At 58.4% G+C, this 22280-nt stretch carries 38 protein-coding genes; 27 read left to right on the top strand and 11 right to left on the bottom strand.

Features of this window, described 5'->3' with window-relative positions; genetic code table 11:
* Nucleotides 1–136: 136 nt before the first annotated feature.
* The 8 genes from CRX69_RS27710 to CRX69_RS18920 all read right to left on the bottom strand — a co-directional run bounded on the left by CRX69_RS27710 (nt 137) and on the right by CRX69_RS18920 (nt 2516).
* Nucleotides 137–307 carry a hypothetical protein gene (locus CRX69_RS27710; protein WP_177513918.1) on the bottom strand — a complete coding sequence of 57 codons (171 nt, stop codon included), beginning with the start codon at nt 305–307 and terminating at the stop codon, nt 137–139.
* Nucleotides 304–495: a hypothetical protein gene (locus CRX69_RS18950; protein WP_107322586.1), complete on the bottom strand. Its 192-nt coding sequence runs from the start codon at nt 493–495 to the stop codon at nt 304–306. The genes CRX69_RS27710 and CRX69_RS18950 overlap by 4 nt, the downstream gene beginning before the upstream one ends.
* Nucleotides 492–617 carry a hypothetical protein gene (locus CRX69_RS28090; protein WP_275112850.1) on the bottom strand — a complete coding sequence of 42 codons (126 nt, stop codon included), beginning with the start codon at nt 615–617 and terminating at the stop codon, nt 492–494. The genes CRX69_RS18950 and CRX69_RS28090 overlap by 4 nt, the downstream gene beginning before the upstream one ends.
* 92 nt (nt 618–709) lie before the next feature.
* Nucleotides 710–955 carry a hypothetical protein gene (locus tag CRX69_RS18940; protein ID WP_107322584.1) on the bottom strand — a complete coding sequence of 82 codons (246 nt, stop codon included), beginning with the start codon at nt 953–955 and terminating at the stop codon, nt 710–712.
* A gap of 19 nt (nt 956–974) precedes the next feature.
* On the bottom strand, nt 975–1262 hold the full coding sequence (locus CRX69_RS18935; RefSeq protein WP_107322583.1) for a hypothetical protein: 288 nt from the start codon (nt 1260–1262) through the stop codon (nt 975–977).
* Between the two features lie 21 nt (nt 1263–1283).
* A complete protein-coding gene (locus CRX69_RS18930) occupies nt 1284–1475 on the bottom strand; it encodes a hypothetical protein (protein WP_107322582.1) in 192 nt (63 codons plus the stop codon).
* Between the two features lie 388 nt (nt 1476–1863).
* Nucleotides 1864–2061 (bottom strand): hypothetical protein, encoded by a 198-nt coding sequence (locus CRX69_RS18925; RefSeq protein WP_107322581.1) that lies wholly within the window; start codon nt 2059–2061, stop codon nt 1864–1866.
* A 113-nt stretch (nt 2062–2174) separates the two neighbouring features.
* The gene (locus CRX69_RS18920) at nt 2175–2516 is read right to left on the bottom strand and encodes a hypothetical protein (protein ID WP_107322580.1); all 342 of its coding nucleotides are present in this window, start codon (nt 2514–2516) and stop codon (nt 2175–2177) included.
* Between the two features lie 417 nt (nt 2517–2933).
* On the opposite strand from CRX69_RS18920, the gene CRX69_RS18915 reads away from it, so the two are divergent.
* On the top strand, nt 2934–3254 hold the full coding sequence (locus tag CRX69_RS18915) for a DUF1654 domain-containing protein (RefSeq protein WP_107323282.1): 321 nt from the start codon (nt 2934–2936) through the stop codon (nt 3252–3254).
* A 51-nt stretch (nt 3255–3305) separates the two neighbouring features.
* On the opposite strand, the gene CRX69_RS18910 is transcribed toward CRX69_RS18915, so the two are convergent.
* Both CRX69_RS18910 and CRX69_RS18905 read right to left on the bottom strand, forming a co-directional pair.
* The gene (locus tag CRX69_RS18910) at nt 3306–3926 is read right to left on the bottom strand and encodes a hypothetical protein (protein ID WP_157952135.1); all 621 of its coding nucleotides are present in this window, start codon (nt 3924–3926) and stop codon (nt 3306–3308) included.
* Nucleotides 3927–4346: 420 nt separating this feature from the next.
* Entirely contained in the window at nt 4347–5228 is an 882-nt protein-coding gene (locus tag CRX69_RS18905) for a LexA family transcriptional regulator (protein WP_107322578.1), read from the bottom strand.
* Nucleotides 5229–5332: 104 nt separating this feature from the next.
* Here CRX69_RS18905 and CRX69_RS18900 point away from each other — a divergent pair, with 104 nt between their 5' ends.
* The 13 genes from CRX69_RS18900 to CRX69_RS18835 all read left to right on the top strand — a co-directional run bounded on the left by CRX69_RS18900 (nt 5333) and on the right by CRX69_RS18835 (nt 12233).
* On the top strand, nt 5333–5527 hold the full coding sequence (locus tag CRX69_RS18900; protein WP_107323281.1) for a Cro/CI family transcriptional regulator: 195 nt from the start codon (nt 5333–5335) through the stop codon (nt 5525–5527).
* 30 nt (nt 5528–5557) lie between these two features.
* The gene (locus CRX69_RS18895) at nt 5558–5773 is read left to right on the top strand and encodes a hypothetical protein (RefSeq protein ID WP_064588254.1); all 216 of its coding nucleotides are present in this window, start codon (nt 5558–5560) and stop codon (nt 5771–5773) included.
* 20 nt (nt 5774–5793) lie between these two features.
* Complete coding sequence (locus CRX69_RS18890; protein WP_107322577.1) at nt 5794–5994, top strand: hypothetical protein; 201 nt, start codon at nt 5794–5796, stop codon at nt 5992–5994.
* Nucleotides 5995–6102: 108 nt separating this feature from the next.
* Complete coding sequence (locus tag CRX69_RS18885; RefSeq protein ID WP_240539548.1) at nt 6103–6903, top strand: Rha family transcriptional regulator; 801 nt, start codon at nt 6103–6105, stop codon at nt 6901–6903.
* Entirely contained in the window at nt 6900–7811 is a 912-nt protein-coding gene (locus CRX69_RS18880; protein ID WP_107322576.1) for a helix-turn-helix domain-containing protein, read from the top strand. Before CRX69_RS18885 ends, CRX69_RS18880 begins: the two co-directional genes overlap by 4 nt.
* A complete protein-coding gene (locus CRX69_RS18875) occupies nt 7798–8595 on the top strand; it encodes a hypothetical protein (RefSeq protein WP_107322575.1) in 798 nt (265 codons plus the stop codon). Before CRX69_RS18880 ends, CRX69_RS18875 begins: the two co-directional genes overlap by 14 nt.
* Nucleotides 8592–8828, top strand: a complete 237-nt coding sequence (locus CRX69_RS18870) for a hypothetical protein (RefSeq protein ID WP_013693880.1) — start codon at nt 8592–8594, stop codon at nt 8826–8828. Before CRX69_RS18875 ends, CRX69_RS18870 begins: the two co-directional genes overlap by 4 nt.
* Nucleotides 8825–9295 carry a hypothetical protein gene (locus tag CRX69_RS18865; protein WP_107322574.1) on the top strand — a complete coding sequence of 157 codons (471 nt, stop codon included), beginning with the start codon at nt 8825–8827 and terminating at the stop codon, nt 9293–9295. The genes CRX69_RS18870 and CRX69_RS18865 overlap by 4 nt, the downstream gene beginning before the upstream one ends.
* Nucleotides 9292–9873, top strand: coding sequence for a recombination protein NinG (locus CRX69_RS18860; protein WP_107322573.1), 582 nt, complete (start codon nt 9292–9294; stop codon nt 9871–9873). Before CRX69_RS18865 ends, CRX69_RS18860 begins: the two co-directional genes overlap by 4 nt.
* The gene (locus CRX69_RS18855) at nt 9870–10415 is read left to right on the top strand and encodes a hypothetical protein (protein ID WP_107322572.1); all 546 of its coding nucleotides are present in this window, start codon (nt 9870–9872) and stop codon (nt 10413–10415) included. The genes CRX69_RS18860 and CRX69_RS18855 overlap by 4 nt, the downstream gene beginning before the upstream one ends.
* An 800-nt stretch (nt 10416–11215) precedes the next feature.
* A complete protein-coding gene (locus CRX69_RS18845; protein ID WP_107322570.1) occupies nt 11216–11545 on the top strand; it encodes an MFS transporter in 330 nt (109 codons plus the stop codon).
* A complete protein-coding gene (locus CRX69_RS18840; RefSeq protein ID WP_107322569.1) occupies nt 11542–11862 on the top strand; it encodes a hypothetical protein in 321 nt (106 codons plus the stop codon). The genes CRX69_RS18845 and CRX69_RS18840 overlap by 4 nt, the downstream gene beginning before the upstream one ends.
* Before the next feature lie 179 nt (nt 11863–12041).
* Entirely contained in the window at nt 12042–12233 is a 192-nt protein-coding gene (locus tag CRX69_RS18835; protein ID WP_107322568.1) for a hypothetical protein, read from the top strand.
* 6 nt (nt 12234–12239) lie between these two features.
* Here the strand turns inward: CRX69_RS18835 and CRX69_RS18830 are convergent, their stop codons facing one another.
* A complete protein-coding gene (locus tag CRX69_RS18830; protein ID WP_107322567.1) occupies nt 12240–12422 on the bottom strand; it encodes a hypothetical protein in 183 nt (60 codons plus the stop codon).
* A gap of 63 nt (nt 12423–12485) precedes the next feature.
* On the opposite strand from CRX69_RS18830, the gene CRX69_RS18825 reads away from it, so the two are divergent.
* The 13 genes from CRX69_RS18825 (at nt 12486) to CRX69_RS18765 (ending at nt 22212) form a co-directional block, all read left to right on the top strand.
* Complete coding sequence (locus CRX69_RS18825) at nt 12486–13118, top strand: putative metallopeptidase (RefSeq protein ID WP_107322566.1); 633 nt, start codon at nt 12486–12488, stop codon at nt 13116–13118.
* Nucleotides 13118–13729 carry an NUMOD4 motif-containing HNH endonuclease gene (locus tag CRX69_RS18820; RefSeq protein ID WP_177513915.1) on the top strand — a complete coding sequence of 204 codons (612 nt, stop codon included), beginning with the start codon at nt 13118–13120 and terminating at the stop codon, nt 13727–13729. Before CRX69_RS18825 ends, CRX69_RS18820 begins: the two co-directional genes overlap by 1 nt.
* Before the next feature lie 31 nt (nt 13730–13760).
* The gene (locus CRX69_RS18815) at nt 13761–14222 is read left to right on the top strand and encodes a DUF2280 domain-containing protein (RefSeq protein WP_107322564.1); all 462 of its coding nucleotides are present in this window, start codon (nt 13761–13763) and stop codon (nt 14220–14222) included.
* Nucleotides 14209–15507: a terminase large subunit domain-containing protein gene (locus tag CRX69_RS18810; protein ID WP_107322563.1), complete on the top strand. Its 1299-nt coding sequence runs from the start codon at nt 14209–14211 to the stop codon at nt 15505–15507. The genes CRX69_RS18815 and CRX69_RS18810 overlap by 14 nt, the downstream gene beginning before the upstream one ends.
* Before the next feature lie 2 nt (nt 15508–15509).
* Complete coding sequence (locus CRX69_RS18805) at nt 15510–16889, top strand: DUF4055 domain-containing protein (RefSeq protein ID WP_107322562.1); 1380 nt, start codon at nt 15510–15512, stop codon at nt 16887–16889.
* Nucleotides 16889–17962: a structural protein gene (locus tag CRX69_RS18800; RefSeq protein ID WP_107322561.1), complete on the top strand. Its 1074-nt coding sequence runs from the start codon at nt 16889–16891 to the stop codon at nt 17960–17962. The genes CRX69_RS18805 and CRX69_RS18800 overlap by 1 nt, the downstream gene beginning before the upstream one ends.
* Before the next feature lie 150 nt (nt 17963–18112).
* A complete protein-coding gene (locus CRX69_RS18795) occupies nt 18113–18859 on the top strand; it encodes a DUF6651 domain-containing protein (protein ID WP_107322560.1) in 747 nt (248 codons plus the stop codon).
* 9 nt (nt 18860–18868) lie between these two features.
* Nucleotides 18869–19837, top strand: coding sequence for a major capsid protein (locus tag CRX69_RS18790; protein ID WP_107322559.1), 969 nt, complete (start codon nt 18869–18871; stop codon nt 19835–19837).
* A gap of 49 nt (nt 19838–19886) precedes the next feature.
* Complete coding sequence (locus CRX69_RS18785; protein ID WP_107322558.1) at nt 19887–20165, top strand: hypothetical protein; 279 nt, start codon at nt 19887–19889, stop codon at nt 20163–20165.
* Between the two features lie 6 nt (nt 20166–20171).
* Nucleotides 20172–20540, top strand: coding sequence for a hypothetical protein (locus CRX69_RS18780; protein WP_107322557.1), 369 nt, complete (start codon nt 20172–20174; stop codon nt 20538–20540).
* Nucleotide 20541: 1 nt separating this feature from the next.
* On the top strand, nt 20542–20925 hold the full coding sequence (locus CRX69_RS18775; RefSeq protein WP_107322556.1) for a hypothetical protein: 384 nt from the start codon (nt 20542–20544) through the stop codon (nt 20923–20925).
* Between the two features lie 2 nt (nt 20926–20927).
* Entirely contained in the window at nt 20928–21602 is a 675-nt protein-coding gene (locus CRX69_RS18770; protein ID WP_420821193.1) for a hypothetical protein, read from the top strand.
* A gap of 190 nt (nt 21603–21792) precedes the next feature.
* Nucleotides 21793–22212 carry a phage tail terminator-like protein gene (locus CRX69_RS18765; RefSeq protein ID WP_107322555.1) on the top strand — a complete coding sequence of 140 codons (420 nt, stop codon included), beginning with the start codon at nt 21793–21795 and terminating at the stop codon, nt 22210–22212.
* Nucleotides 22213–22280 lie beyond the last annotated feature (68 nt).

Raw genomic sequence — 22280 nt, 5'->3', positions numbered from 1 at the left:
CCGAGAACGACCCGCGCCAGATCAGCAAGCGCCGGGGACAGTTGCGGTACGCTGCAGGATGCCGACCTTTCGCTGACCACGGTGTAGGCGAGCATGGTCATGAGGATGGAGGCGCCGAGGATCCAGTAGAGGCACTTCATTGTTTGGCCCTCACTGCGATACGCCCCGACTTGATCGCCGCTACCAGCTTGGGCGGGAGCACGACAACAGGCAGCTCACGCGGAATGCCAGCGCCTACTATCGCAAGGCTGCGCTCAATCTCTTCGAGCTGCTCATCCAGCAGCGTTTTAACCGGTGCAGTACTCATGACGCCTCCTTGCGCTGCCTGGTGATTTTCAGGAGGCGCTTGCAGTAGTGGTTGAACTCTTCAACTGTGATGGCGCTGCCTTCCATCATTTTGGTGATCATGCGCAGCACAACCTTTCCGGCACCTGGAGGGCTGTCGGGGTGCTCCAGGCTTTCCAGCGCCTCGTCGATCAGGATGTGAGGGCTCATGCTGCAGCCCTTGGCAAAAGCTCGACAAACCTTGTCAGCTCAGCAGCGCCAATTTCCTTGAGATAGGAGTCGCGCTCGCTGGTGGTGATCGCGGAAAGCTCTTCCGCCAGAATCGCCGCCATACGCGCTCTGTCTGCGGTTAGCGAAGGGATCAAGGAGGCAGGGATTGCAGACAGCTCAACCTCAATCCGGTGTGTCGCAATAGAATGAGCGTTCACGATTTCTTTACCTCCAGGCCCCAAAATTCAGCGATCTGATCCACCGCCGCGTTTATGCGAATCGCCATTTCCTTTCTGTGAGCGGCCTCAAAAGCTCGCTGCTCGGCCGTCAGCTTGGCCTGGGCCTGCAAGGCGTCGTAATCGTGAAAGAGGTCTTTGTGGGTTGGGCGCGGACGGCCCATTTCGTCGAACTGTCGATCCCATGCCCTGGCCTGGGCACTGTCTGCATAGCTGGTTGCCATGGTTGCCTCCAGGGTGGCGTTATTCTGTTCCGGTCAGCCACTCAGGGCCTTTTGCCTCAGAGAGCCATTGGCGCAATATGCCAAGTGGCGCGCCATCCTCATCCGCCCACGGTTTCTCCAGGAGGTCGCCGGTCACTTCTTCGCAGTCGTTGGCGTCGACATCCTCGATGTCTCGCTCGCACGTCTCGGCATGAAGTCGGATGGCTTCTTCGGCGGTGCTGGCTGCGTAGTAGTCGTGGTCTTCTACGATGAAAACGCGGAGCTGTTTGACGACCGGCTGACCGTCCAATGTCATTTGTTCGCTCATGGCGACCTCCAGTGTTTGGGGTTAGGCGGTAACCGGAACAGCCTCACGAAAGCGCGACGGGCTCCAGTCGCAAGACTCATCCGCAGGGATGTGGCCGAACATCGCGGTGCAGCGCTTGCAATGCACGCAGTCGCCGCAGGTCTTGCCCTCTGGCAGGTTCATCTGATCAGCGTTGTCCGCCGACCGTGGATAAGGAGCTCGTTGCTCGCTCATGACTCTCTCCATCTGGTTGATCCAACAAATTCCGGCTGCGCACGATCCTTCCGCTGGTTGCCGTTGGGCGCGGCGTCATGTGCATGCGGGATTGGTCGGGGGAGGGTGGGTGCCGGTCTTTCCCGGCTGTCACGGCGCTTGTGCCAGATCAAGGTAGCTCGCCAATACCAGGTTGGCGCTGACCCTGCGCAATGCGGGTTGAGCTATTCGCCGATTGATGCAGGTGGGCGGTTATAGGCCGCGGTTTCGTCCGCATCGGGGTGTGTCCGGTCGCCGCTGGCGGCCCCTGGCTTTCATCGGGGCAATGGGTCTGGGCCGGGCACACTCCGATGCGCTCTCATAGAGAGGATCGGGCAGTTAACGACAGGGCTGTCGTGGCGCTGGTTGTTCAGACTGCGCGTTCCAGCTCGCAGCATTCTTCGTAATGCGCCATCGCGATCGGCATGTGGTAACTATCCAGAGGCCACTTGTTGACTTTGCAGCCTTGGCCGGCCGGGCAGTGGAAGACGAATAGCTCGCCCGCATCTTTGTCCATCTGCATGCTTACCTGTGCGCCGCTTGTGAAGTCGTCTTCGATGATGGTCACGTCGCTTTTCTCCTGCGTTGGCTTTCAAATACCTCCCGGGGTGTGAGAGGCATTTGTAAAGCCAGATGGCCGACCTGAAACAGCAGGGAGCCATCTGCACATGCCGTGAGCAGCTACTCATCAAAGCCAGCTGCTCGGGCGATGTCGCTCATGCACGTTGTTACGGTTCCGCGCAGGCTGAGCACTTCTCGCTCGCGCTTGATGCGCTCGGCCTTTGCAAGATATTCAAACGTTGGATGGAAGTAGCATTCAGGCTTGTGACCGTCTTTTTTCATATGCCCCAGCTCGCCGCTACGAACCGCAGCGTTGAGGGCTTTCCGCACGTTGGCCGGGAGGCTGTTAACCACCATTCTGAAGCGATCATTGCGAACCATCTGAACGTTGGCCTGGTCCGCCGTCAGCTCGCCGCGCTGCATCAGGTCTTGCAGGTGAACAATGTCGTTCTGTCTTGCCATCTGCGTCGCTCCGGTTGTTTTCCCAATGCACCCGGTCGCCCAGGTGCATCAGTGAAAAATTCCGCCGTGACCCGCTACTGGCGTCGGTCACCGGCTCAATCAAGTTGTCGCGTCTCACCATTGGTGTCGGCTCCCCGGTCACCCCAGCTCAACTTTCCGTCTTGCTTAAAGAACTTGGTCCAGTCGGTCCCCTTATCGGGGGCTGGGAGATCATTTCGCTGATCCCGTGCTACCTGGCGGCTTCACCAGTCGTGTGGCGGGTCTGTTGAGGCCCTGGCGAGTCGCTGTGGCGTCTCGATGGATTCAGTTAACCATCGGTATATTTTAACGTCAATACCGATGGTTAATTTATTTTCGATGGGTGTGAGATATGCTTCGCCAAATACTGGATGTATGTACAGTAATTGGGAGGTGGTTATGAGCGAAAAACAAAAACAGGAGCCGCACGGGCGGTACGAGATCACGGGAATAGAGCGGCTGGGCTTGAGGGTGTCGAACATGATCAATCACCCGGTCGCGCAGATTCAGCGCTGGGTGACTATCCATCGCCTGGACAGCGACGGGGATCGGGAGTGGGAGGAGGTGATAGGCGTGCTATCCGAAACAGACGGCATAGACATGACGTTCAATGACGATGGTTCGGTGACGCTGAGGTGGGAGTTTCGGCCGGAGGATGGCCGCGCGGTCGACATGGATAACGCATCTGAAATTTCTTTGGCAGAGCCAGAACCATTCTAATAGGCAAAAAAAAGCCCGCTCTGCGGCGGGCTCCATTTGCTTGGTCTGATACTAGGAGCCCGCTAGCGAAAACGCATACTTCAAAGCTACACCGAGCAGTGCAGAAACGATTGCGCCAATCACAATCGCGCCACCCAGGTACTTACCCATTGTGACTTTGATGCCATTAACGTCTTCGCCGACTTTTTTCGTATCGGTTTTGATACTACTGACATCTTTCTCTATGCGATCAAACCTAGACTCTGAAATTTTTTCTAGAGCTTTGTCACGCTCTGCTTGAGCGGCAAGGAAGCCGGTGAATTTTTCCGCTAAAGCAGCATCACGAGCCGCTTGCTCGTGACGAAAAGATTCTTGCCTCAAATCAAATTCGCGCTTGAGTTGCTCGTCACGAAGCGCTAGCTCTTTCCGATAGTCATCGGATCGACGCTCGCTGTCTCTCTCCATGCGTTCGATACGCTTATCCATCCGATTTTCGATATCGGACAGGGTAGATCTCAGCTCTTCACGGGTTACATCGTTCATGGCTCGAGTATCGCTCTTTGGTAGCCTGTTGTCATCAATCAGGTCCGGGCTAAGCGCTGGGGATTTCGGATTGATTGAGGGGAAGCTTGTGCAAACGTCTAAATGAGCCTTCATTTCTTCGGGTGATTTGTATTTCGATATTTTAAACATCGCTTTGACCCTGTTCCGGCGATTCATCGTCTACAGGGTCTGAATCCGTGGCAGGATTACTCTCTACCCATCGGTGCACAACCGATGCCATATGTGTGCGGACATATCCACAGTTCACACAGAAGTAACCAAATGTGGACAGATAGAACATTTTTTCTCTGTTCCGTACGGGAAGACCTAGCCTGAGTACAGGGCCATCATCGTCGGGACATATCACCGTCCACTCGGGACCTTGGCAGACTGGGCACTTCTCCTCCCCGTCGCCTTTCTCCACGAGAAACCTAATAAAGTCTTCAGATTTGACAGAAAACATGGTCATCCGTTTTAGCGGAGCCTTTGGTTCATCAGTCATATATCGCCCCATTCATCCATGCCAAAAATCCACTTTGGATTCTAGATCCTTGCTTGCCGCAGTGGCGACTAGACAAGATTTGCATTCCAAACCAGCAGGACGCGGGCTTGGATGTAGGTATCGTCCGCCCTGATCTCCAGTGGTTGGTGTCTCTCGTTGTCTGAGATCATTTTGATATGGCCATCGCCTATCCACTGCAGACGCTTGATGTACAAGTGCCCCTCCCAAGAAAACATGTAGATCCCATCCCCAACGAACTCCCTGATACTGATGTCTACCAGTAGTGGGTCGCGGTGCTTGATTGTCGGCGCCATGGACTGGCCCCAGCCCGTCACCATCTTGAGGTGGAAGTGCTCTTTGAACTCGACACCCATCTCACGTAGATGCTGAGGGCTCACCCGGATGTCCTGGAGCATTTCAGGATAGTCGTGCGGGATCTGTCCGCCACCCATCGCCGCCCGGACGTCGTAGTGCGCGATCCATACCTCATCACCCACCACGCCTGGGCGGTAGTAGTCCAGCTCAATTACGCCGCCGCCGTCCTCTGCCTGGGCAGCGGCTAGCAATCGTCTGCGAGCATCCTCAGAAAGGTTTTTTCCACTTCGACTCAGCATGTCGCGGACGACATCGGCTGCCGTCCCGCCAACCGAGTAGCTGGCGCTGTCTTCACGCACGACTGGTGCACTTGTCATGCTCCGAATCTCTTCCGCCAGGCGCGGGCTGAACGCCTCTACCGGCTCCTGAATCATCCGTGCCAGAACCGCCGCAAATTGAGCGTTGAGCGGGTTGATCCCTTTGAAATACAGGTTTACCGCAGCGGGCGTCATGCCTGCGGCATCTGCGATTTTTTTCTGACTCAGCTTCAGCTCGTTCTTCTTCGAGAGGAACAGCGTGTGCGCGGCTTCGCACTCAGCCAGGCGGTCAGGAGACAGGATTCGTTTTTTCGTCATCGCGCGAATGTATACCAACGGTTAAAAATAAGAAGAAACCATCGGTATTGATTAAAAATTAACAGATGGTTAATATCGGCCTCATCTACAACCGAGGCCTGATCATGAACGAGACCCCCCTCGACAAGTTTGTTGCTGAAAAAGGGCAGTCCGAAGCCGCAAGGCTTCTTCGTGTCACTGCCCCGGCAATTCACAAAGCGCTCATCGCGAAACGGGACATCCGCGTCTTGGAGCTGCCTGACGGCACCTTCCAGGCCCAGGAGCAGCGTCCGTTTCCGTCTCAGAAATCCGCTGCATAACCCTTCGAACAACCAAGGAGCAAACCCCGTATGGGCTTTAAAGACCCCCTCAATCAGCGCCGAGACATCGCCCGCAAGATCCGTCTCTATCCGTTGCTTGATCGACAACTGCAGCGCGCCGCCGACAAAAGCCGCCGCGAGTACGCCACCTATCTCTTCGAGATGCTCGAGTGGGCAGCGGTTAACGGCGCCATCGAGGCACTCATGCCCGAGGATCTCAAGGACCTCAAGAATATCGCGGGCTAGAGCCCCTCAGGAGGGCACGAATGCAATTCACAGAAGAAAACGTGCCGCCAGAGACCCGCGTCAAGGTTCACCAGCTTATGGAGGCAAGAGGGTGGACGTTTGAAGAAGCGGTAAACGAGATCCTTCTTGAGGCAATCACCTCAGGAGCAACGGTCTTCGTTGGCAGGCATAAGGCACCAGTTCTGACGCTGGTGGGACTCAAGAGGCCCTCTACCGGATAGGTGAGGCCCTCACGCAGGGACTGAAGAAGGTCCCGCTTTTCGACAGGCATAAAAAAACCACCGGACGAGGGTGGCTTTTTCAACAGCGAGAAACAACTGGAGCAAATCATGCACCAATCCAGCCAAACGATCAATACCCCGGCCAGTGTCGCGACACAATTTGGCAACGGTGAAAATGTGTCGCGTGCAACCATGTCTTCGCGCGAGATCGCCGAGCTGGTCGACAAGCGTCACGACAACGTTATGCGAACCATTGAAACGCTGCACGAGCGGGGCACTATCGGACTTCCTCATTTTGAGGAAGTACCAAACTCCGGCCCCGGACCGCTTCTTCTCAAGCAATACAGCATCGGCAAGCGCGACAGTTTTGTCGTCGTTGCTCAGCTCAGCCCGGAATTCACCGCCGCGCTGGTGGACCGCTGGCAGGAGCTGGAAGGGCAAGTCGCCCAGCCCCGCGAACTCTCCCGCATGGATCTCATCCAGCTCGCATTCGAGGCCGAGCAGCAGCGTCTGCAACTGACCATCCAGGTCGAAGCCCAGGCCACCAAGATCCATTCCTTGGAACGCCTGTTCAAGGAAGGCATGACCCACACCCAATTCTGCAAGGGCCTGAATGGGGTCAACGTCATGCAGGTGGGCAAGTACCTGGAAACCCGTAACTGGCTCTACAACGAGAGCAAGTCCGGCCTGCGTCTGCGCGTGGCTTCCTACGCCCGCGACAAGTACATGACCGAGCACCAGCAAGAAGTAACTCCCCACGGCAAAGAGCCGTTCATTTCCTTCACGCCTGTCCTGCTGAAGAAGGGTGCCATCCGCCTATACGACCTGTACCTGGCCGGCGAGCTGCCCATGAAGAAGACCTGGGATGGGCTGTACACGCATGACAAGGCTCTGCGAGGTGCGGCGTGAGCATGGGCCTTATGGTTGCCGCGATGAAGCTTCGCGTCGGCAATCCACTACGGAAACTGGTTCTGATCAAACTGGCCGACAATGCGAGCGATATAGGCGAGTGTTGGCCGTCCTATCAGCACGTTGCTGACCAGTGCGAGATCAGCAAGCGCTCAGTCATGAACCACATCACCGCGCTTTGTGAGGCGGGACTATTGCGCAAGGAAATCCGCAAGGGTGGTCCAAAAGGGAACTCGTCAAACGTTTACTTCCTCACCCTCGATGGTGGTGCACCTCCTGCACCAGGGGTAGTGCAGCAGATTCACCAGGGTAGTGCAGCAGGTTCACCCCCTAGTGAATCTCCTGCACCAGGGGGTAGTGCAGGAGCTGCACCCAGAACCAGTCACTCTTCTGAACCAGTCATTGAACCGGTCATTGAACCATTTGCGACCCAGGCTTCCGCCAAGGCCGCGACGGGGCAGGTTGTGCCATTCGCTCCCCAGCAGCCACGGGTTGAGATTCCCGCCGACATGCCAGGGCCGAAGGACCAGGCCTGCAAGACCTTTAAAGTCTGGGCCAATTACGCCATGGCTTACCGCAAACGCTACAGCGCCTGGCCGGTATGGAACGCTAAGGCAGGAAAGCAGATGGCGCTGCTTGTTGATCGCCTCGGCGTCGACGTCGCTCACCATGTCGCTGCCCACTTCCTGAAGACCAGCGATGCGGCAGTGCTGCGCAAGTGCCACAGCCTCAACGAGCTACTGGCGAACGCGGAGAGCTACCACACCCAGTGGGTGACCGGGCAGCGCGTCAACGGCACAACCGCCCGCCAGATGGAGCGTACCGAGGCGAACGTCTCCGCTGCCGAGCAGGCTGCGCAAATGGTCTTGGCCAAGCGCCAAGCGGGGGAGCGCAATGAATACCTCTGAAATGAACGATCAGCAGGTGGCCGGACTGGCTGCCGCTATCTGCGCTACGGCCGAGGCAATGGGCCAAGAGATGAACCCCGGCACCGCGGCGATGATGGCCGAAGACCTCTGCGCCTACTCGGTTCCTGTCGTCAAAGCCGCGTTGAAGGGATGCCGCTTCGAAGTGAAGGGCAAGCTGGCAATGGCCGACATCCTGCAGCGCGTTCAAGCCTCCGACGGTCGGCCCGGCAAGGACGAAGCCTGGGCCATCGCGATGACCACGAACGATGAATTCGAAACCGTGGTGCTGACTGACGAGATCCAGCTGGCCCTGGCCGCTGCCAAGCCTGTTCTCGACGCTGGCGACAAAGTTGGGGCGCGGATGGCCTTCATCAGCGCGTACGAACGTTTCGTCGCCCAGGCCAGGGAAGAAACCAAACCGGTCAACTGGCATGTCTCCGTGGGGTTCGACGCCAACAGCCGCATCCAGGCTGTCACCAAGGCGATGGAGTTGAAGCGCATCCCCCGCGAACACGGCCAGAAGTACTTGGCAGACCTGAGCGTGGAACCGATCAGTGAAGACGGCCGTGCCATTGCCGGCCTGCTCACGGGAACGGTAGCTCGTCCAGCTCCAGCGTTTCGCGAAAAACTCGAAAACGTAAAGAGCTCGATGTTGGAAATGCGGAAGGCAAGTGCCGAAAGGAAAACAGAAATGCGGATCGAAGCGGCCACCGAGTTGGCGGATCGCCGGGCGCTGCTTATCCGGCAGGCCCAGGAACTGGAAGAGAAGAGGCCGGTGCAATGATCATCGACAAACGACAACTTCAAAAACTGCTCTGGGCTGAGGCCGCGTCATTCCGCACTGACTGTGCAGACTGGAAGCGCAACACCGAGGCCCTCCAAGAGTTCCTGGGCGAGAAGACCATCGAGGAGGTAGCGCTGGAATTGCTGGCCGAGAACGAGGCGCTGCGCAAGGAGCGCGACAAGCTGGCCGAGGACAAACAAGGGTTGCTCGAAGACTTCGCGGGGTGCCTATGACTGACAAGATCTCCGTCAACAGCCAGTCCAAGCTCTCCGAGGCCATCACAGCACTGAACACGATGTACCGCGACCAGAAGTTCGTGGTGGTCTCCCTGCGCCCGGGCAAGGACCGCACGCTCGATCAAAACGCTCTGTGGTTCGCGATGTACAAGCGAATCTCTGAAATGACGCAGATTGGCGACCCGGCCGACGCCCGGCGTTACTGCAAACTCCACTTTGGTGTGCAGATCCTGCTGAACGAGGATTCAGGATTTCAGGCGGCGTGGTACCGGGTAATGCGCCATCTGCCCTACGAGGAGAAGCTGGCGATGATGGGGGAGCACAAGCTGTTCGGCCCGGATGGCTTCCCGGTGACCAGCCTGTTCAATCGCGCCCAGGGCATCCAGTACACGGACCGCATGGCCGCGTACTTCACCGGGCAGGGCGTGGTTTTCAGTGACCTGCTGAGCGAGGTGGCGGCATGAGTCTTCCAGCCAAGCAGCCCCGCCCGAAGAAGTGCGCCGTACAAACCTGCAGATCCTTTTTCGTGCCTCGGGCAAGCTTCCAGACCTGGTGCTCACCAGACTGTGGCGTCCTCATTGCCCGGGCAAAGCAGGAGAAGAAGCGCAAGGCCCTGGCCCAGGTCGAGCGCCGAGAGATCAAGGTCCGCAAGGAAAAGCTGAAGAGCAGGGCGGAACACATGAAGGATACCCAAATGGCGTTCAATACCTGGGTGCGCGCTAGGGATGCGCACCTGCCTTGCGTGAGCTGTGGTCGAAACCACCAAGGCAAGTATGACGCCGGCCATTACCGGACTGTTGGGAGCAATCCTGCCTTGCGCTTCGAGCCGCTGAATTGCCATCGCCAGTGTTCGCCCTGCAACACGCGGCTTTCCGGGAATATCGTGAACTACCGAATCGAGCTGGTGAAGCGTATCGGCGCCGACCTGGTCGAGTGGCTGGAAGGGCCTCATGAGCCCAAGAAATACACCGTCGAGCAACTGAAGGTGATGACCGCCGAATACCGGGCCAAGACCCGCGAACTCAAGAGGACCGCAGCATGACCTATCGCAACGTTGTTTCAGCAGTGGTTCGGGCCCTGGCTGCCGAGACCATCAACTCCGCCGGCGGCTGCGACTTTGAACCCAAGGTCCAGTGCGCCAAGCAGAAGGGGGAGATCGTCGGTAAGGAGGCGGCGTTTCTCCAGGATTGCTGGGTGTTCGGCCGGCTGCACAAGTCACTGTCGCCGGCTCACTGGCGGGCTCTGGTTGCGAAGTACTCGACTCACGACGAGCGCAAGCATGGTGCAATCCTGGAGCTGCTCAACTCGGTGAAGTCGCCGGCGCCGCAGCGGTTCCGCGAATGCGCGATTCTGACTTGGGCGATTCCCCAGGTGGCCGGTGCCGAGGGCAAGCGGTCTGCGACCGTCTTGCCGGCAGCCTGGTACGACATCACCAACTGGGACAATGACGGCAAGCCTGAATCAACCCGGTACCGGTGGCGATCGAACATCCGCAAGGCGTTAGATGACCAGGTCAACGAAGCGCTGACCGCCTGCCAAGAGTTGTTGGATACAGAGGGCTTGATCGAAAGTTGCGCGGCGTAGCAAAAAGCCATTGCAATGGGTGAGAAAGTGAGAGAATATTTACCCATCCTGTCGATCTTGCGCGTTAGGGATTGACATAAAAAGCCCGGCCACTGTGCCGGGTTTTTTGTTTTCCGCTCGTCGCCGCCGTTGCACTTTCCGTCTGATCAGGTCCTCTCAAAATTATGCGCAGATCCTGCGCTCCAGAGAGGAGACACGCCATGGTGGATGACAACAACGGTCCGGAAGCGCCATACCCTGGGCCAGACGAAGAAGCGCCTGATACAGGCGAAGGTCATGATTCCGGACTGGATCAGGCTGAATCTGAGCCCAAGCAGGGCACTGGCGAAAGACCTGTAGATTGGGATCCGCCGCCCGGCAATCCTGGGTCTGGTCAGGACGCTCAGACGGATCGCGGGAACGGCGGCGCGAAGTAGGCCCAGCGAATGCACACGAAACCCTGAACCCGGCCAAGCGCCGGGTTTTTTATTGCTCCGATTTCACCTGTAGCCAGGACAGCCTACGGGACCCCTGGACGCGGTATCGCCGGAAGTCACGCGTCACGAAAGAACACCGGCAGCCCGTGCGCTCTGCTCACACCTGACTTCCAGAGTGGCGCGAGACAGGATCAGCGAGATCGATGCATTGGGGCGTTGACGCTGTGATGGTCTTTGGCTGACTGCTGGAAAGACAGCGACCCTATTCAGGGCCTCGACATTGATCGGGGTCTTTTCGTTTTCGGCCCCACCACACCCATTGCTCTGAGCTGGGAGTGCTGTTGGGGCTGATTCAAATTCAGTCATGCCTACGGAGTTGAGCGCATGGAATTCCTGCATCGCCTGCTCGACAAGCTTGACTGGGCACTGGCCGGATTGATTGGCGCGATTGCCGCCAGCTTCTGGCACCGAGACGACCTGGTAGACCGAAAGGCCTGGGCCATCTTCATTTTCTCGGGTGCTGTCTGCGCCCATTACCTGACGGGCCTGATCAGCTCCTATTTCGGGGTGGTCGAGCCGCGCAGCGTTGCCGGTGTCGGCTTCCTCTTGGGGACCTTTGGTGGCTCACTCATTGCCGCCATCACCCGGGCCATCAAAGCCGCTGACCTCTGGGCGTTCATCCGCCAGCGGTTCGGGGGAGGCAACCCACCATGAATCTTGAACTGATCAACTCCATCGCCTGCGGCATGATCGCCTTGTGGGCGTTCTGGTGCGTGGTGAGTGGAAAGGTGAGGGACGGCATCCTTGGGAAGCTGATCTACTCGGCCATCGCCATCAGCGCCTACGTGGTCACCACTGGGCACAACAGCTTCCTGTTCGGTCCGACTGTAGTGGGGCTGACGCTGCACATTGCCCTGGCCTTGGCCGGCATCCGCCATCTGTTCATGGTCACGTACTGGCAGCGGGTCAAAGCCTGGCTATGTCGGCACCTGAACTGTGAGCATTGCATGGGCTGCGAGAAGAAGCGGTAAAGCGCGACACGTTTCGCGCATCAGCAAATTGTGTCGCGACACTGGAGAGGAATCCTTATGGGTCAGTTACCCGATATGACCGGCGCATTCATCATGCTTGGTGTCCTTTGTGCAGTTGGAGGCTGGGCTGTGATTGAGGGTCTGATATGGATCGCCTCTCACTTCCGCGTGGTGCTGGCATGACCAACGTAACCCGCCTTCGCCATGCTCTCCCGATGAGCCAGGACATCAACAAGGCGCTGACCGATCTGGATGTGGCGATTGCCAAAGCAGTTGACGCTGCGAAGTCCGCCGGCCTTCCCCAGGGCCTGATCGTCGCCGAGCTGCACGGACATGCGCACGCTCAAACACACATCATGGTGGTTCAGTAGAATTCCTCACGACTGCTGGTACTGCTCGTAAAGGCTCTTCAGTGCTTGGTCGTAGTCATCGCTATTCAGAGTTGCTTGAAGTGCTGAAATCGCTTCCAAGGCGGTTGATTCAGCTTCGAAAGAATCCTTGTGAGAGCGTACAGCCCATTCTTTTGCAGCTTGGACGACGTCATCTTCAGTAATGCGCATGATTTGGCCTCCGTTAGGTGAGATCAAAACATAGTCCATCACGCAGTAATCGTAGGAATTTCGATGAATCGCCCGTACCCGCCGACAGCGCTCGCGGAGCTATCCGAATTGTCCAGTTTCGGTATTCGCCTTGCTCCCGCGCCAGAGGTATGGGAGTGGCTCCAGACCGAGATCCTTGCCGACACCGGCAGCATCCACAACGAAGACCATGCCCATCTACTGGATGCAGACATCCGGGTCATGTGGGCGTCGTCGAGCTTCAACAAGCAGGGCCGCACAGTCCTTGGCCAGGCCGAACAGGTAGCCTTCCGCGCTGGCGGCTGGCAGAAGGCCCGGATGGAACAACAGATGCGTGATTGGTTCGGCGATGTACCGAGCTTCATCATCACCTTGGCTGCTGACTACTGCGCCGAGTGCAGCGATGTGGATTTTTTGCGACTGGTTGAGCATGAGTTATTTCACATCGCCCAGGCGACAGATCAGTACGGGGCACCCAAGTTCACCCAGGAAGGCCTGCCCAAGCTCTACCTGCGTGGCCATGACGTCAGCGAGTTCGTTTCGGTTGTTGAGCGATACGGCGTAGGGCATCCCGACGGTGATTTGGCTCGCATGGTTGAAGCCGCCAAGAAGTCCCCATCGGTAAGTCACGCATCTATCGCCAGTGCATGTGGCACATGTCTTATGAGGTCTGCGTAATGATTGAGCAATGGAAGGTTATTGAAAGCCATCCTGATTATGCGGTTAGCAACTACGGCGAGGTCAAACGCATAGTAAAACCGAAGCGCGGTCGCGGCCGAGTTGGGGCAATCCTCAAGCCCCGCATTCCGGGTGGAGGGGCGTATCCAGCCGTTGCGCTCGCCTGTAACGGCGATGTCATGAATTGGTATGTACATCGTCTTGTCGCCCATGTCTTTATCGGGCCATGTCCAGAGGGGCGCGAGGTCAATCATATCGACGGGAACAAGCAGAACCCGCGACTTGATAATCTTGAATACGTCACGCACAGCGGAAACATGCGACACGCATTCCGCACCGGGCTCCTTTCACGGAAGGGGGCGCGAAACAGCAAGGCCGTCCTAACTGAAGATGAAGTGCTAGCCATACGTTCGGAATACACCGGAACATACGGCCAGTGCGCGTCGTTTGCGCGCCGCTATGGGGTTAGCCATGCAGCAATCCAAGACGTAGTGCATGGCCGTAATTGGACCCACCTGCTAGCCGTTGATTCGGCTGCAAACAATCCTGCCGAGGTGGGGAAATTGAACATTGCGAGGGCCTGCGGAACCTGTCTGCTAAAGCTGGCCTGATTCTGGACAGGCTCTGGACGGATGAGAATCTATGGCAGCCCTTCAAAACGACGTGAAGGCCTTTATCGTTCAGGCCCTGGCGTGCTTCGACACGCCGTCACAGGTTGTTGAGGCTGTCCAGAAAGAATACGGGGTGTCGGTTACCCGTCAGCAGGTTGAGACGCACGACCCTACGAAGACATCGGGTAAGGGCCTGGCAAAGCGCTGGGTAACGATGTTCGAAGATACCCGCAAGCGTTTCCGCGAGGAGACTTCTGACATCCCGATCGCCAACCGCGCCTACCGACTGCGCGCCATGAATCGATTCGTCGAGCGGGCGGAGTCGATGAAGAACATCGGTCTCGCCATGCAGATCCTGGAGCAGGCTGCGAAAGAAACCGGCGATATGTTCGTCAACCGCTCCCGCAAGGAGGAGCCTGGCGACGAGCCGGTGATCCCGACCCGCATCCAGGTCGATGTAGTGGATGCGAGGAAGCCGAATGCCGAGCCTTAACGTTCCCCAGGCTCAGTTCCTCACGCTGCCCCACAAGTTCCGCGCGTTCGTGGCCGGGTTCGGCTCGGGCAAGACCTGGGTGGGCTGCTCGGCACTGAGCAAGCACTTCATGGAGTGGCCTGGCGTCAACGCTGGGTACTTCGCGCCGACATACCCGCAGATTCGGGACATCTTCTATCCGACCATGGATGAGGTGGCCTATGACTGGGGGCTGAAGACAAAGATCAACCAGGCGAACCATGAGGTTCACATCTACAGCGGCCGGCAGTACCGCGGCACTGTGATTTGCCGGTCGATGGAAAAGCCGCAGACCATCGTCGGCTTCAAGATCGGCCACGCCCTGGTGGATGAGCTGGACGTGCTGACCGCCATCAAGGCGCAGCAAGCCTGGCGCAAGATCATCGCCCGGATGCGCTACAACTTGCCCGGGCTGAAAAACGGGGTAGACGTCACCACGACGCCGGAAGGCTTCAAGTTCGTCTTCCAGCAGTTCGTGAAGCAGTTGCGCGACAAGCCGTCGCTGAAAGACATGTATGGCCTGGTCCAGGCGAGCACGTTCGATAACGAGTTGAACCTGCCGGACGACTACATCGAATCGCTGATGGAGTCGTATCCGCCTCAGTTGATCCTGGCGTACCTGAAAGGCCAGTTCGTCAACCTGACGTCCGGCACCATCTACACGGCCTATGACCGCAAGCTGAACCAGTGCTTCGACACCGTTCAGCCTGGAGAGCCCCTGTTTATCGGCATGGACTTCAACGTCGGCAAGATGGCTGCGATCACTCACGTCAAGCGCGAGCATGGCATGCCCCGGGCCGTCGATGAGTTGGTGGATGGCTACGACACGCCCGACATGATCAGACGCATCAAAGAGCGGTACTGGCGCCACAACGGCAACACCTTCGAGAAGACGTGTGAGATCCGGATTTACCCGGATGCCTCGGGCGGATCGAGGAAATCGGTCAACGCGAGCGAAACCGATATCGCGATCCTCAGCCAGGCCGGGTTCTCGGTGATTGCACCTGCTGCAAACCCGCCTGTGAAAGACCGTATCAACGCCATGAACGCCATGTTCTGCAATGCGCAGGGCGAGCGGCGCTACCTGGTGAATCCGTTTACCTGCCCGACCTATGCCGACGGCCTGGAACAGCAGGTGTGGTCGCCCAATGGGGAGCCGGACAAGAAGTCAGGCAATGACCACGCGAACGACGCCGGCGGCTACTTCATCCACTACGACTACCCGATCATCAGACCATTCACGATGACCCAACCACTGAGAATGTAGCCATGAGTAACAACCCCAGCGACACGCTCCCGGCCGTTGACGCCATGCGCAAGTACTGGGATGTGATCACTCCGCTCATGGGTGGGACGATGGCGATGAGGGCGGCAGGCAAAAGCCTTCTTCCCCAGTATCCAGCCGAGGCTGACGAATCGTACAAGGAGCGCCTGAGTCTATCTACGCTGCTGCCTGCCTACTCGGAGACGGTCGGCAACATGACCTCCCGGGTGTTCGCTGAGCCTTTGCAGGTCGGCGACGATGTGCCGGATCAGCTCAAGGAGATGACCAAGGACATTGACCATGCTGGCAATGACCTGAACTCTTGGGCTGTAGAATTCTTCCGTGAGGGCCTGAGCCACGGTCTGTGCCATGCGTTCATCGATCACCCTACGGTGGATGGTGTGCGCACCCAGGCTGAGGAAGCGGCAGCAGGGGTTCGCCCGTACGCCGTCATGGTCAAGCCTGAGCAGGTTCTGGGTTGGAGGTCGAAAGGCGGTCAGCTAACGATGTTTCGCTACATCGAGTCTGTCGAGGAAGAGGATGGCGAGTTCGGCGCCAAGTGCGTTGATCAGATCCGCGTGCTTGAGCCTGGATCCTGGCGCACCTACCGCATGGGCTCCAACGGCGGCGCTTGGGCCTTGCATGACGAAGGCACCAACAGCCTAAAGAAAATCTCACTGGTGACGTTCTACACGGGCCGCACGGGCTTCATGACTGCCAAGCCGCCACTCCTGGAGCTGGCCCACCTCAACGTCAAGCACTGGCAAAGCCAGAGCGACCAGGACAACATCCTTCACGTCATCCGCGTACCGATCCTGGTGCGCATCGGTGTTCAGGCTACTTTCGACAACCAGGGCAAGCCTGTTCCGCCTGAATTCAAGGTGGGCACCGGATCGCTGACTGATCTGCCCAAGGACGGCGACCTCAAGTACGTCGAGCACACCGGGGCAGCGGTAAAGGCTGGCCGGGAAGCCCTGCAAGACCTCATTGATGAGATGCGCATGGCCGGTGCCAAGCTGCTAACGCCGGAGAAGAGCGCCACCAAAACTGCCACCCAGGCGGACGAGGAGGCGGCGCAGGAGTTGTCTCCGCTGGCCCGCATGGCAAGCCACTTCGCTGACTGCCTGGCCCAGCTTCTCCAGTTCATGGCCGATTACCGTGGTTTGGGCGATGGCGGCACGGTCGAGATGCGCGGCAACTTCGACGTGGACTACATGCCAGAGGTGTCGCTGCCGACGCTGGTGGCCATGGCCAATGCCGGGATGCTGTCCAAGGAAACGCTGTTCGCCGAGATGCAGCGCCGCGGCGTCATCAGCGACGAATACGACTGGGCCAAGGAGTTTGCGAAGATCGAAGCCCAGGGCCCCGCACTCGGTACGATGTGATGAAGACCGCCAACGAGAAGCTACTCGACAAGCTGATCGGGCACGAGGTTGACCTGCAACACCTGAGCAATGCCCAGGTCGTTGCAATCATCAAGATCCTCAACAGTAAGGATGCCGAGCTGCGTGCTGCGTTGATCGCGGCAATCGACAACCTTGGCCCAAATCTGTCGGCGGCCTCGGTGGACGCGGCTCTGTCCACGGTCCTGCGCCTGAATCAGTCCACTTTCGTGGAGATCCGCCAGGCACTGGATCAGGCCACCGACGGCTTGATCAGCTATGAGATCGCCTTCCAGCAAGGCGCGCTCCAGGCTGTGATACCTGCCGTCGTGCAGGAGACCTTCCCGATTGCCGCCGCACAGTTCAGTCAGGTCAAGGCGATTGCCCAAGCCCGGCCATTCCAGGGGCGCTTGCTCAGGGAGTGGATGAGTGGAATCGAGGCGTCTCGCGCTGCTTCGGTTCGTGATGCTGTGCGTGCCGGGGTGGTCGAGGGGCGAACTACTGCCGAAATCGTCCGCAACATCATGGGCACCCGGGCAGAGAAGTACGCCGATGGCATCCTGCAGAAGTCGCGCAGGGAGATTGAGGCCGTTGTCCGGTCTGCGGTTTCCAGCACCGCCGAGGCCGCCAGCGACAAAGCCTATGAGGCCAACGCCGACATCATTAGCCATGTTGAGTGGATCAGCACCCTCGACAATCGCACTTCGACCGACTGCCGGATCAGGGACCGCTTGCGTTACACCCTTGGGACCTACCTGCCGATAGGGCACAAAATTCCATGGCTGGCGGGGCCCGGGAGAATCCACTGGTGCTGCCGCTCGACCAAGCTGCCGATTCTCAAGAGCGCGGCAAAGCTCGGATTCAGCGATGGAGCCACGCGGGCCTCCATGGACGGCCAGGTGCCGCAGTCGACGACCTATGCCGAATGGCTGGGCCGGCAGTCAGCGGCGCGTCAGGACGAAATCCTGGGGCCTGAGCGTGGCAAGTTGCTGAGACAGGAAAAGCTCAAGCTGGATGACTTTTACAACGACCGTGGACGCTTCTTGACGCTCGATGAGCTCAGGGAGCGCCTGTAATTTCCTGCGACACGAAATGCCGACATTCGATTTTGTGTCGCAACCCAGGCCTCGCCATGTGCGGGGCTTTTTTCTGCCTGCGGTTCGGATGGACGGGGCGCGACAGGGCCGGATGGCTCACCAACTGGCCGGATGGCCCAGAGAGACGAGATGAAACTGAAGACTGTTGAAGTGGATGGCAAGCAATACGCTGAGATCCAGGATGGCAAGCCTGTTTATGTTGAAGACGACGGTAAAGAAGTCGCCTTTGATGCAGTGGGAACTCGCAGCACCATCACCCGCCTGAACGCAGAAGCCAAAGACCACCGTGTACGCGCCGAATCCGCCGAGAAGATCGTTAAGACCTTCGAAGGCATCGACGACCCCGCGGCGGCCAAAAAAGCTCTGGGTATCGTTGCAAATCTCGACGCTAAGACACTGGTGGATGCCGGTGAGATCGAGAAGGTGAAGGGCGAGATCAGCAAGGCCTTCCAGGCTCAACTGGATGAAGCCAACGTAAAGGCGCAGACACTCGAGCAGCAACTGTACTCCGAGAAGATCGGTGGCAGCTTCGCCCGCTCGCAGTTCATCGCCGAGAAGATGGCCATTCCGGCTGACATGGTTCAGGCCGCGTTCGGCGGTAACTTCAAGATCGAAGAAGGCAAGGTTGTCGCTTATGACGGCCAGGGCCAGAAGGTCTTCAGCCGTGCGCGCCCGGGTGAGTTGGCTGACTTCAACGAAGCGCTTGAAACCCTCGTTTCACAGTACCCCCATCGCGACCACATCCTGAAGAGTTCCGGCGCCAATGGCGGCGGCGCTCCGAACGGCGGTGGATCGAACACCCAATCCAAGGGCAATTTTGGTGGCAGCAAGGAAGATCGAGTCGCTGCTATCAAAGGCCTGACCGCTAGCGAATAAGGAGGCCCAATGGCCCTTTCGAACATGAAGGTATTCAACGAATACCTCAAACGCGTCACCATCGAGACCCTGGCGCAAGACGTTGAGAAATTCAACGCTGCTTCGGCAGGTGCCATCCGCCTGACCACTCAGGGCATTGACGGCGACTTCCTGCAAGAGTCGTTCTGGGCTGGCCTGCATGGTGCTCAGCGCCGTGTTGACCGTTACGCCGCCAACGGTGACCAGGCCGCAACCCCTCTGGCCCAAAAGCAGTACGACTCCGTGAAGATCGCGGGCGGCTTCGGTCCCATCCTGTGGGAGCCGGCGCAGTTGTCGTGGGTGCAGAAGAACCCGGAAGAGGCGCTGGAAGTCATCAGCCGCAACCTGTCCGAAGCCATCATGTCGGACCAACTGAACACCTCTATTGCCGCCCTGGTGGCTGCTATTGGTAACCAGCCGTCCGCCACCAACGACGTGTCCGCTACCGGCGGCGTGAACTATATCGCCATCAACAACGCCCACGCGCTGTTCGGTGACGCCTCTCAGCGCCTGGTTGCCCAGGTGATGACCGGCGCGATGTACCACAAGCTGCTGGGTCAGAACTTGGCGAACGCCGAGCGCCTGTTCCAGTTCAGCGGTGTGCAGGTGGTCGACATCCTCGGCAAGGCCGTGATCATCACCGATGCCGCGGCTCTGTACGAGGCCGGCACGCCGAACAAGCAGAAGGTGTTGAGCCTGGCTGATGGTGCGGCGGTGGTGATGGACGGTTCCGACCTGATCACCAACATCGAGACCTCCAACGGCAAGGAGCGCATCGAAACCACCATGCAGGCCGACTACACCTTCGGACTGGCTATGAAGGGTTACACCTGGGACACCGCCAACGGCGGCAAGTCGCCAACCAGCGCCGAGCTGGCCACCGGCACCAACTGGGACCTGGTTGCGAACAGCATCAAGGCCTCGGCTGGCGTTCTCACCATCGGCGACGCCGCTCAGTAATCGAGACGGCGGCCTTCGGGTCGCCTGATCCACCTACCAGGAGTCCACCATGGACGAGAAAGTCATTTACGAGAAACACCCAGTAACCGCTGAGCGCAAGGCTGAACTGCGTCAGAAGGGCTACAAGATCATCGACGCCAAGTTCGCACCGGATGACTACAAACACCCTGAGCCGATGAAGAAGGGGGGCTCTGGCGGTGATAAGCCGTCCAAGGGCCTGCGGATCGAAGATATCAAGGCGAAGCTGACCGAAAAAGGCATCCCGTTCGACGATAGCGCCGAGCGTCCAGCCCTGGCCGAGCTGCTCGACAAATCGGCTCAGGAGTAAAGCCCCGTGACGACCTACATCAGTGTTGCGCAGGTGGATGCCTTGCTGGGTGCCAACTGGACCACGGAAGACAAGAAGCCGCGCGCGGTGCTGATGGCGAACACCTGGCTTACCAATCTCGGTCTGCCAGTGTTCGACCCGGTCCCGGATGATGTTGTCCAGGCCGGCGCCGAGGTTGCCATGGAGGCAGCCGCCGGCAGGATCTACGGATCGAAGGAAACCGGCGTTACGGAGAAATCTGTGAGCGCCGTCGGCGTGTCTAGCAGCAAGTCGTTCTCCGAATCATCCCGGACCATCAGCGCCGGCGAGTCTTTCGCCCTGGCGCTGCTGGCCCATTACCTCGGCTCAGGCCAGGTCAAAGTTGTGAGGGGCTGAAATGGGACTGCGCGACGACCTGCAGAGGGATCTGGCCGAAGCCTTCGACACAGACCTGGCCGATGCTGTGAACCCAGTTGTGGGCGTGCGCAAGGTTCAGGGTGAGTACGACCCGGACTCAGGCACTACGCCCGAGACCATCACGAATTACGCCGGACGGGGAGTGTTTGGAAAATATCTCGCCAAAGAGATTGATGGATCGCTGATCCAGGCTACCGACGAAAAGCTCACCATCCTGCAGAACGAACTGTTTATCACGCTGCTGGGTGAGTCCACCGAAACCCTGGCCATCCCTGAAATCGGTGACGTCATCGGCGATAAGCGCGCAATGAACGTCAGTCAGGACCCAGCCAAAGCAACCTGGACTGTTCAACTGAGGAAGTAGCCATGGCCCGCGGATCGCACATGACGGAGCGCTACGGCGGCCTGAGTGGTAGTTTTGCTGCTCAGTTGGCTGAGTTCGCCGAGAAGGCCGAAGGAGCCATAGACGCTAGCCTTCGGGAGATCTTGATCGAGATCGGAGGGTCGCTGATTCGAATGTCTCCGGTTGGCAACCCTGAGCTTTGGGCAGCAAACATCGCCCATCGTCAGGCCAATACCCGAGCCGCAGATGATTACGACTTCAAGGTTGCCGTGAGAAACACTGTCATCAACCTGACCGACAGCAATTTCACCAAGGCTGGAAAGCTGAAGCGCGGCGTGAAGTACGCAAAGCCCCTGACAAAAACAGAGCGCGATCAGAACTTCAACGTGAACGGTTTGGTGTCCGGTCAGGGCTACGTCGGCGGACGATTCCGCGGGAACTGGAATTTCTCAATTGGCTATCCGGACAACAGCTTTCGAATTCAACCGGACCCGACAGGCGAAGCAGCTACGGCCAGGCTTCTCGGTGGGGTGGTCGAGTTCAAGGCCGGGCAGACAGCTTACATCGTCAACAACCTGCCTTATGCGATCGCTTTGGAATTTGGGCATAGCACGCAAGCGCCGAATGGGATGGTCCGGGTAACGCTTGCCCGCTTCCAGCAGATCGTCCTCGAAGCCATCAGGAACAACCAGGTATGAAATACGAAGAAGTTCCGGTGCGGACCTTTCAGCGTTACGCGCTTTGCGATTGTGGCGGGCGCCTGAAGTATGTTGAAGGATCCCCTGTGTCGCTGAGCTTGCCTCCCTGGTATTTGAACAAGTGCCAAGCATGCGGCGCGGAGAAATACTTGCAGGAGTCATCGCCGACTCTCGTTTCGAGGGCTGGGCCATGAGCCACCGAATCATTCGATCCCTGCTGGAGGCGCGCCTCAAGGCTTGGGCTGACGCTCGAACGCCAGCATTGCGCATCGCCTACCAGAACGTGGCGTTCACCCCGAACAATGATGAGACGTACCTGCGAGCATTCCTCATACCGGCTGGCACCGACAGCAACGACCTGGCGGGCGCGCACCGCCTCTTCACTGGCGTGTTTCAAGTCACCATCGTGACGCCAACAGGCAATGGCCCATCCGGCGCCGAAACGATCGCTGATGAGCTTGCAGCGCTGTACCCGCTCAACGACCGGCTGGTTCGCAATGGTCTCACGGCCTTGATCATGACGCCGGTTGAGCCAGGGCCAGAACTGACCGAGGACACATCATTCGTATTGCCTGTGTCGTTCCAGTACCGAGCCGACACCACAACCTAATTCGCCCGTTGGGCAACCCCTGAACCCGCCATTGAGCGGGTTTTGTCATTTCTGCACAGAGGAAACAC

Origin of the sequence: Pseudomonas rhizophila (assembly GCF_003033885.1) — a bacterium.
Lineage (GTDB): Bacteria > Pseudomonadota > Gammaproteobacteria > Pseudomonadales > Pseudomonadaceae > Aquipseudomonas > Aquipseudomonas rhizophila.
The sequence above is the reverse complement of the archived record's forward strand: the minus strand, read 5'-3'. Positions and strand labels throughout refer to the sequence as shown.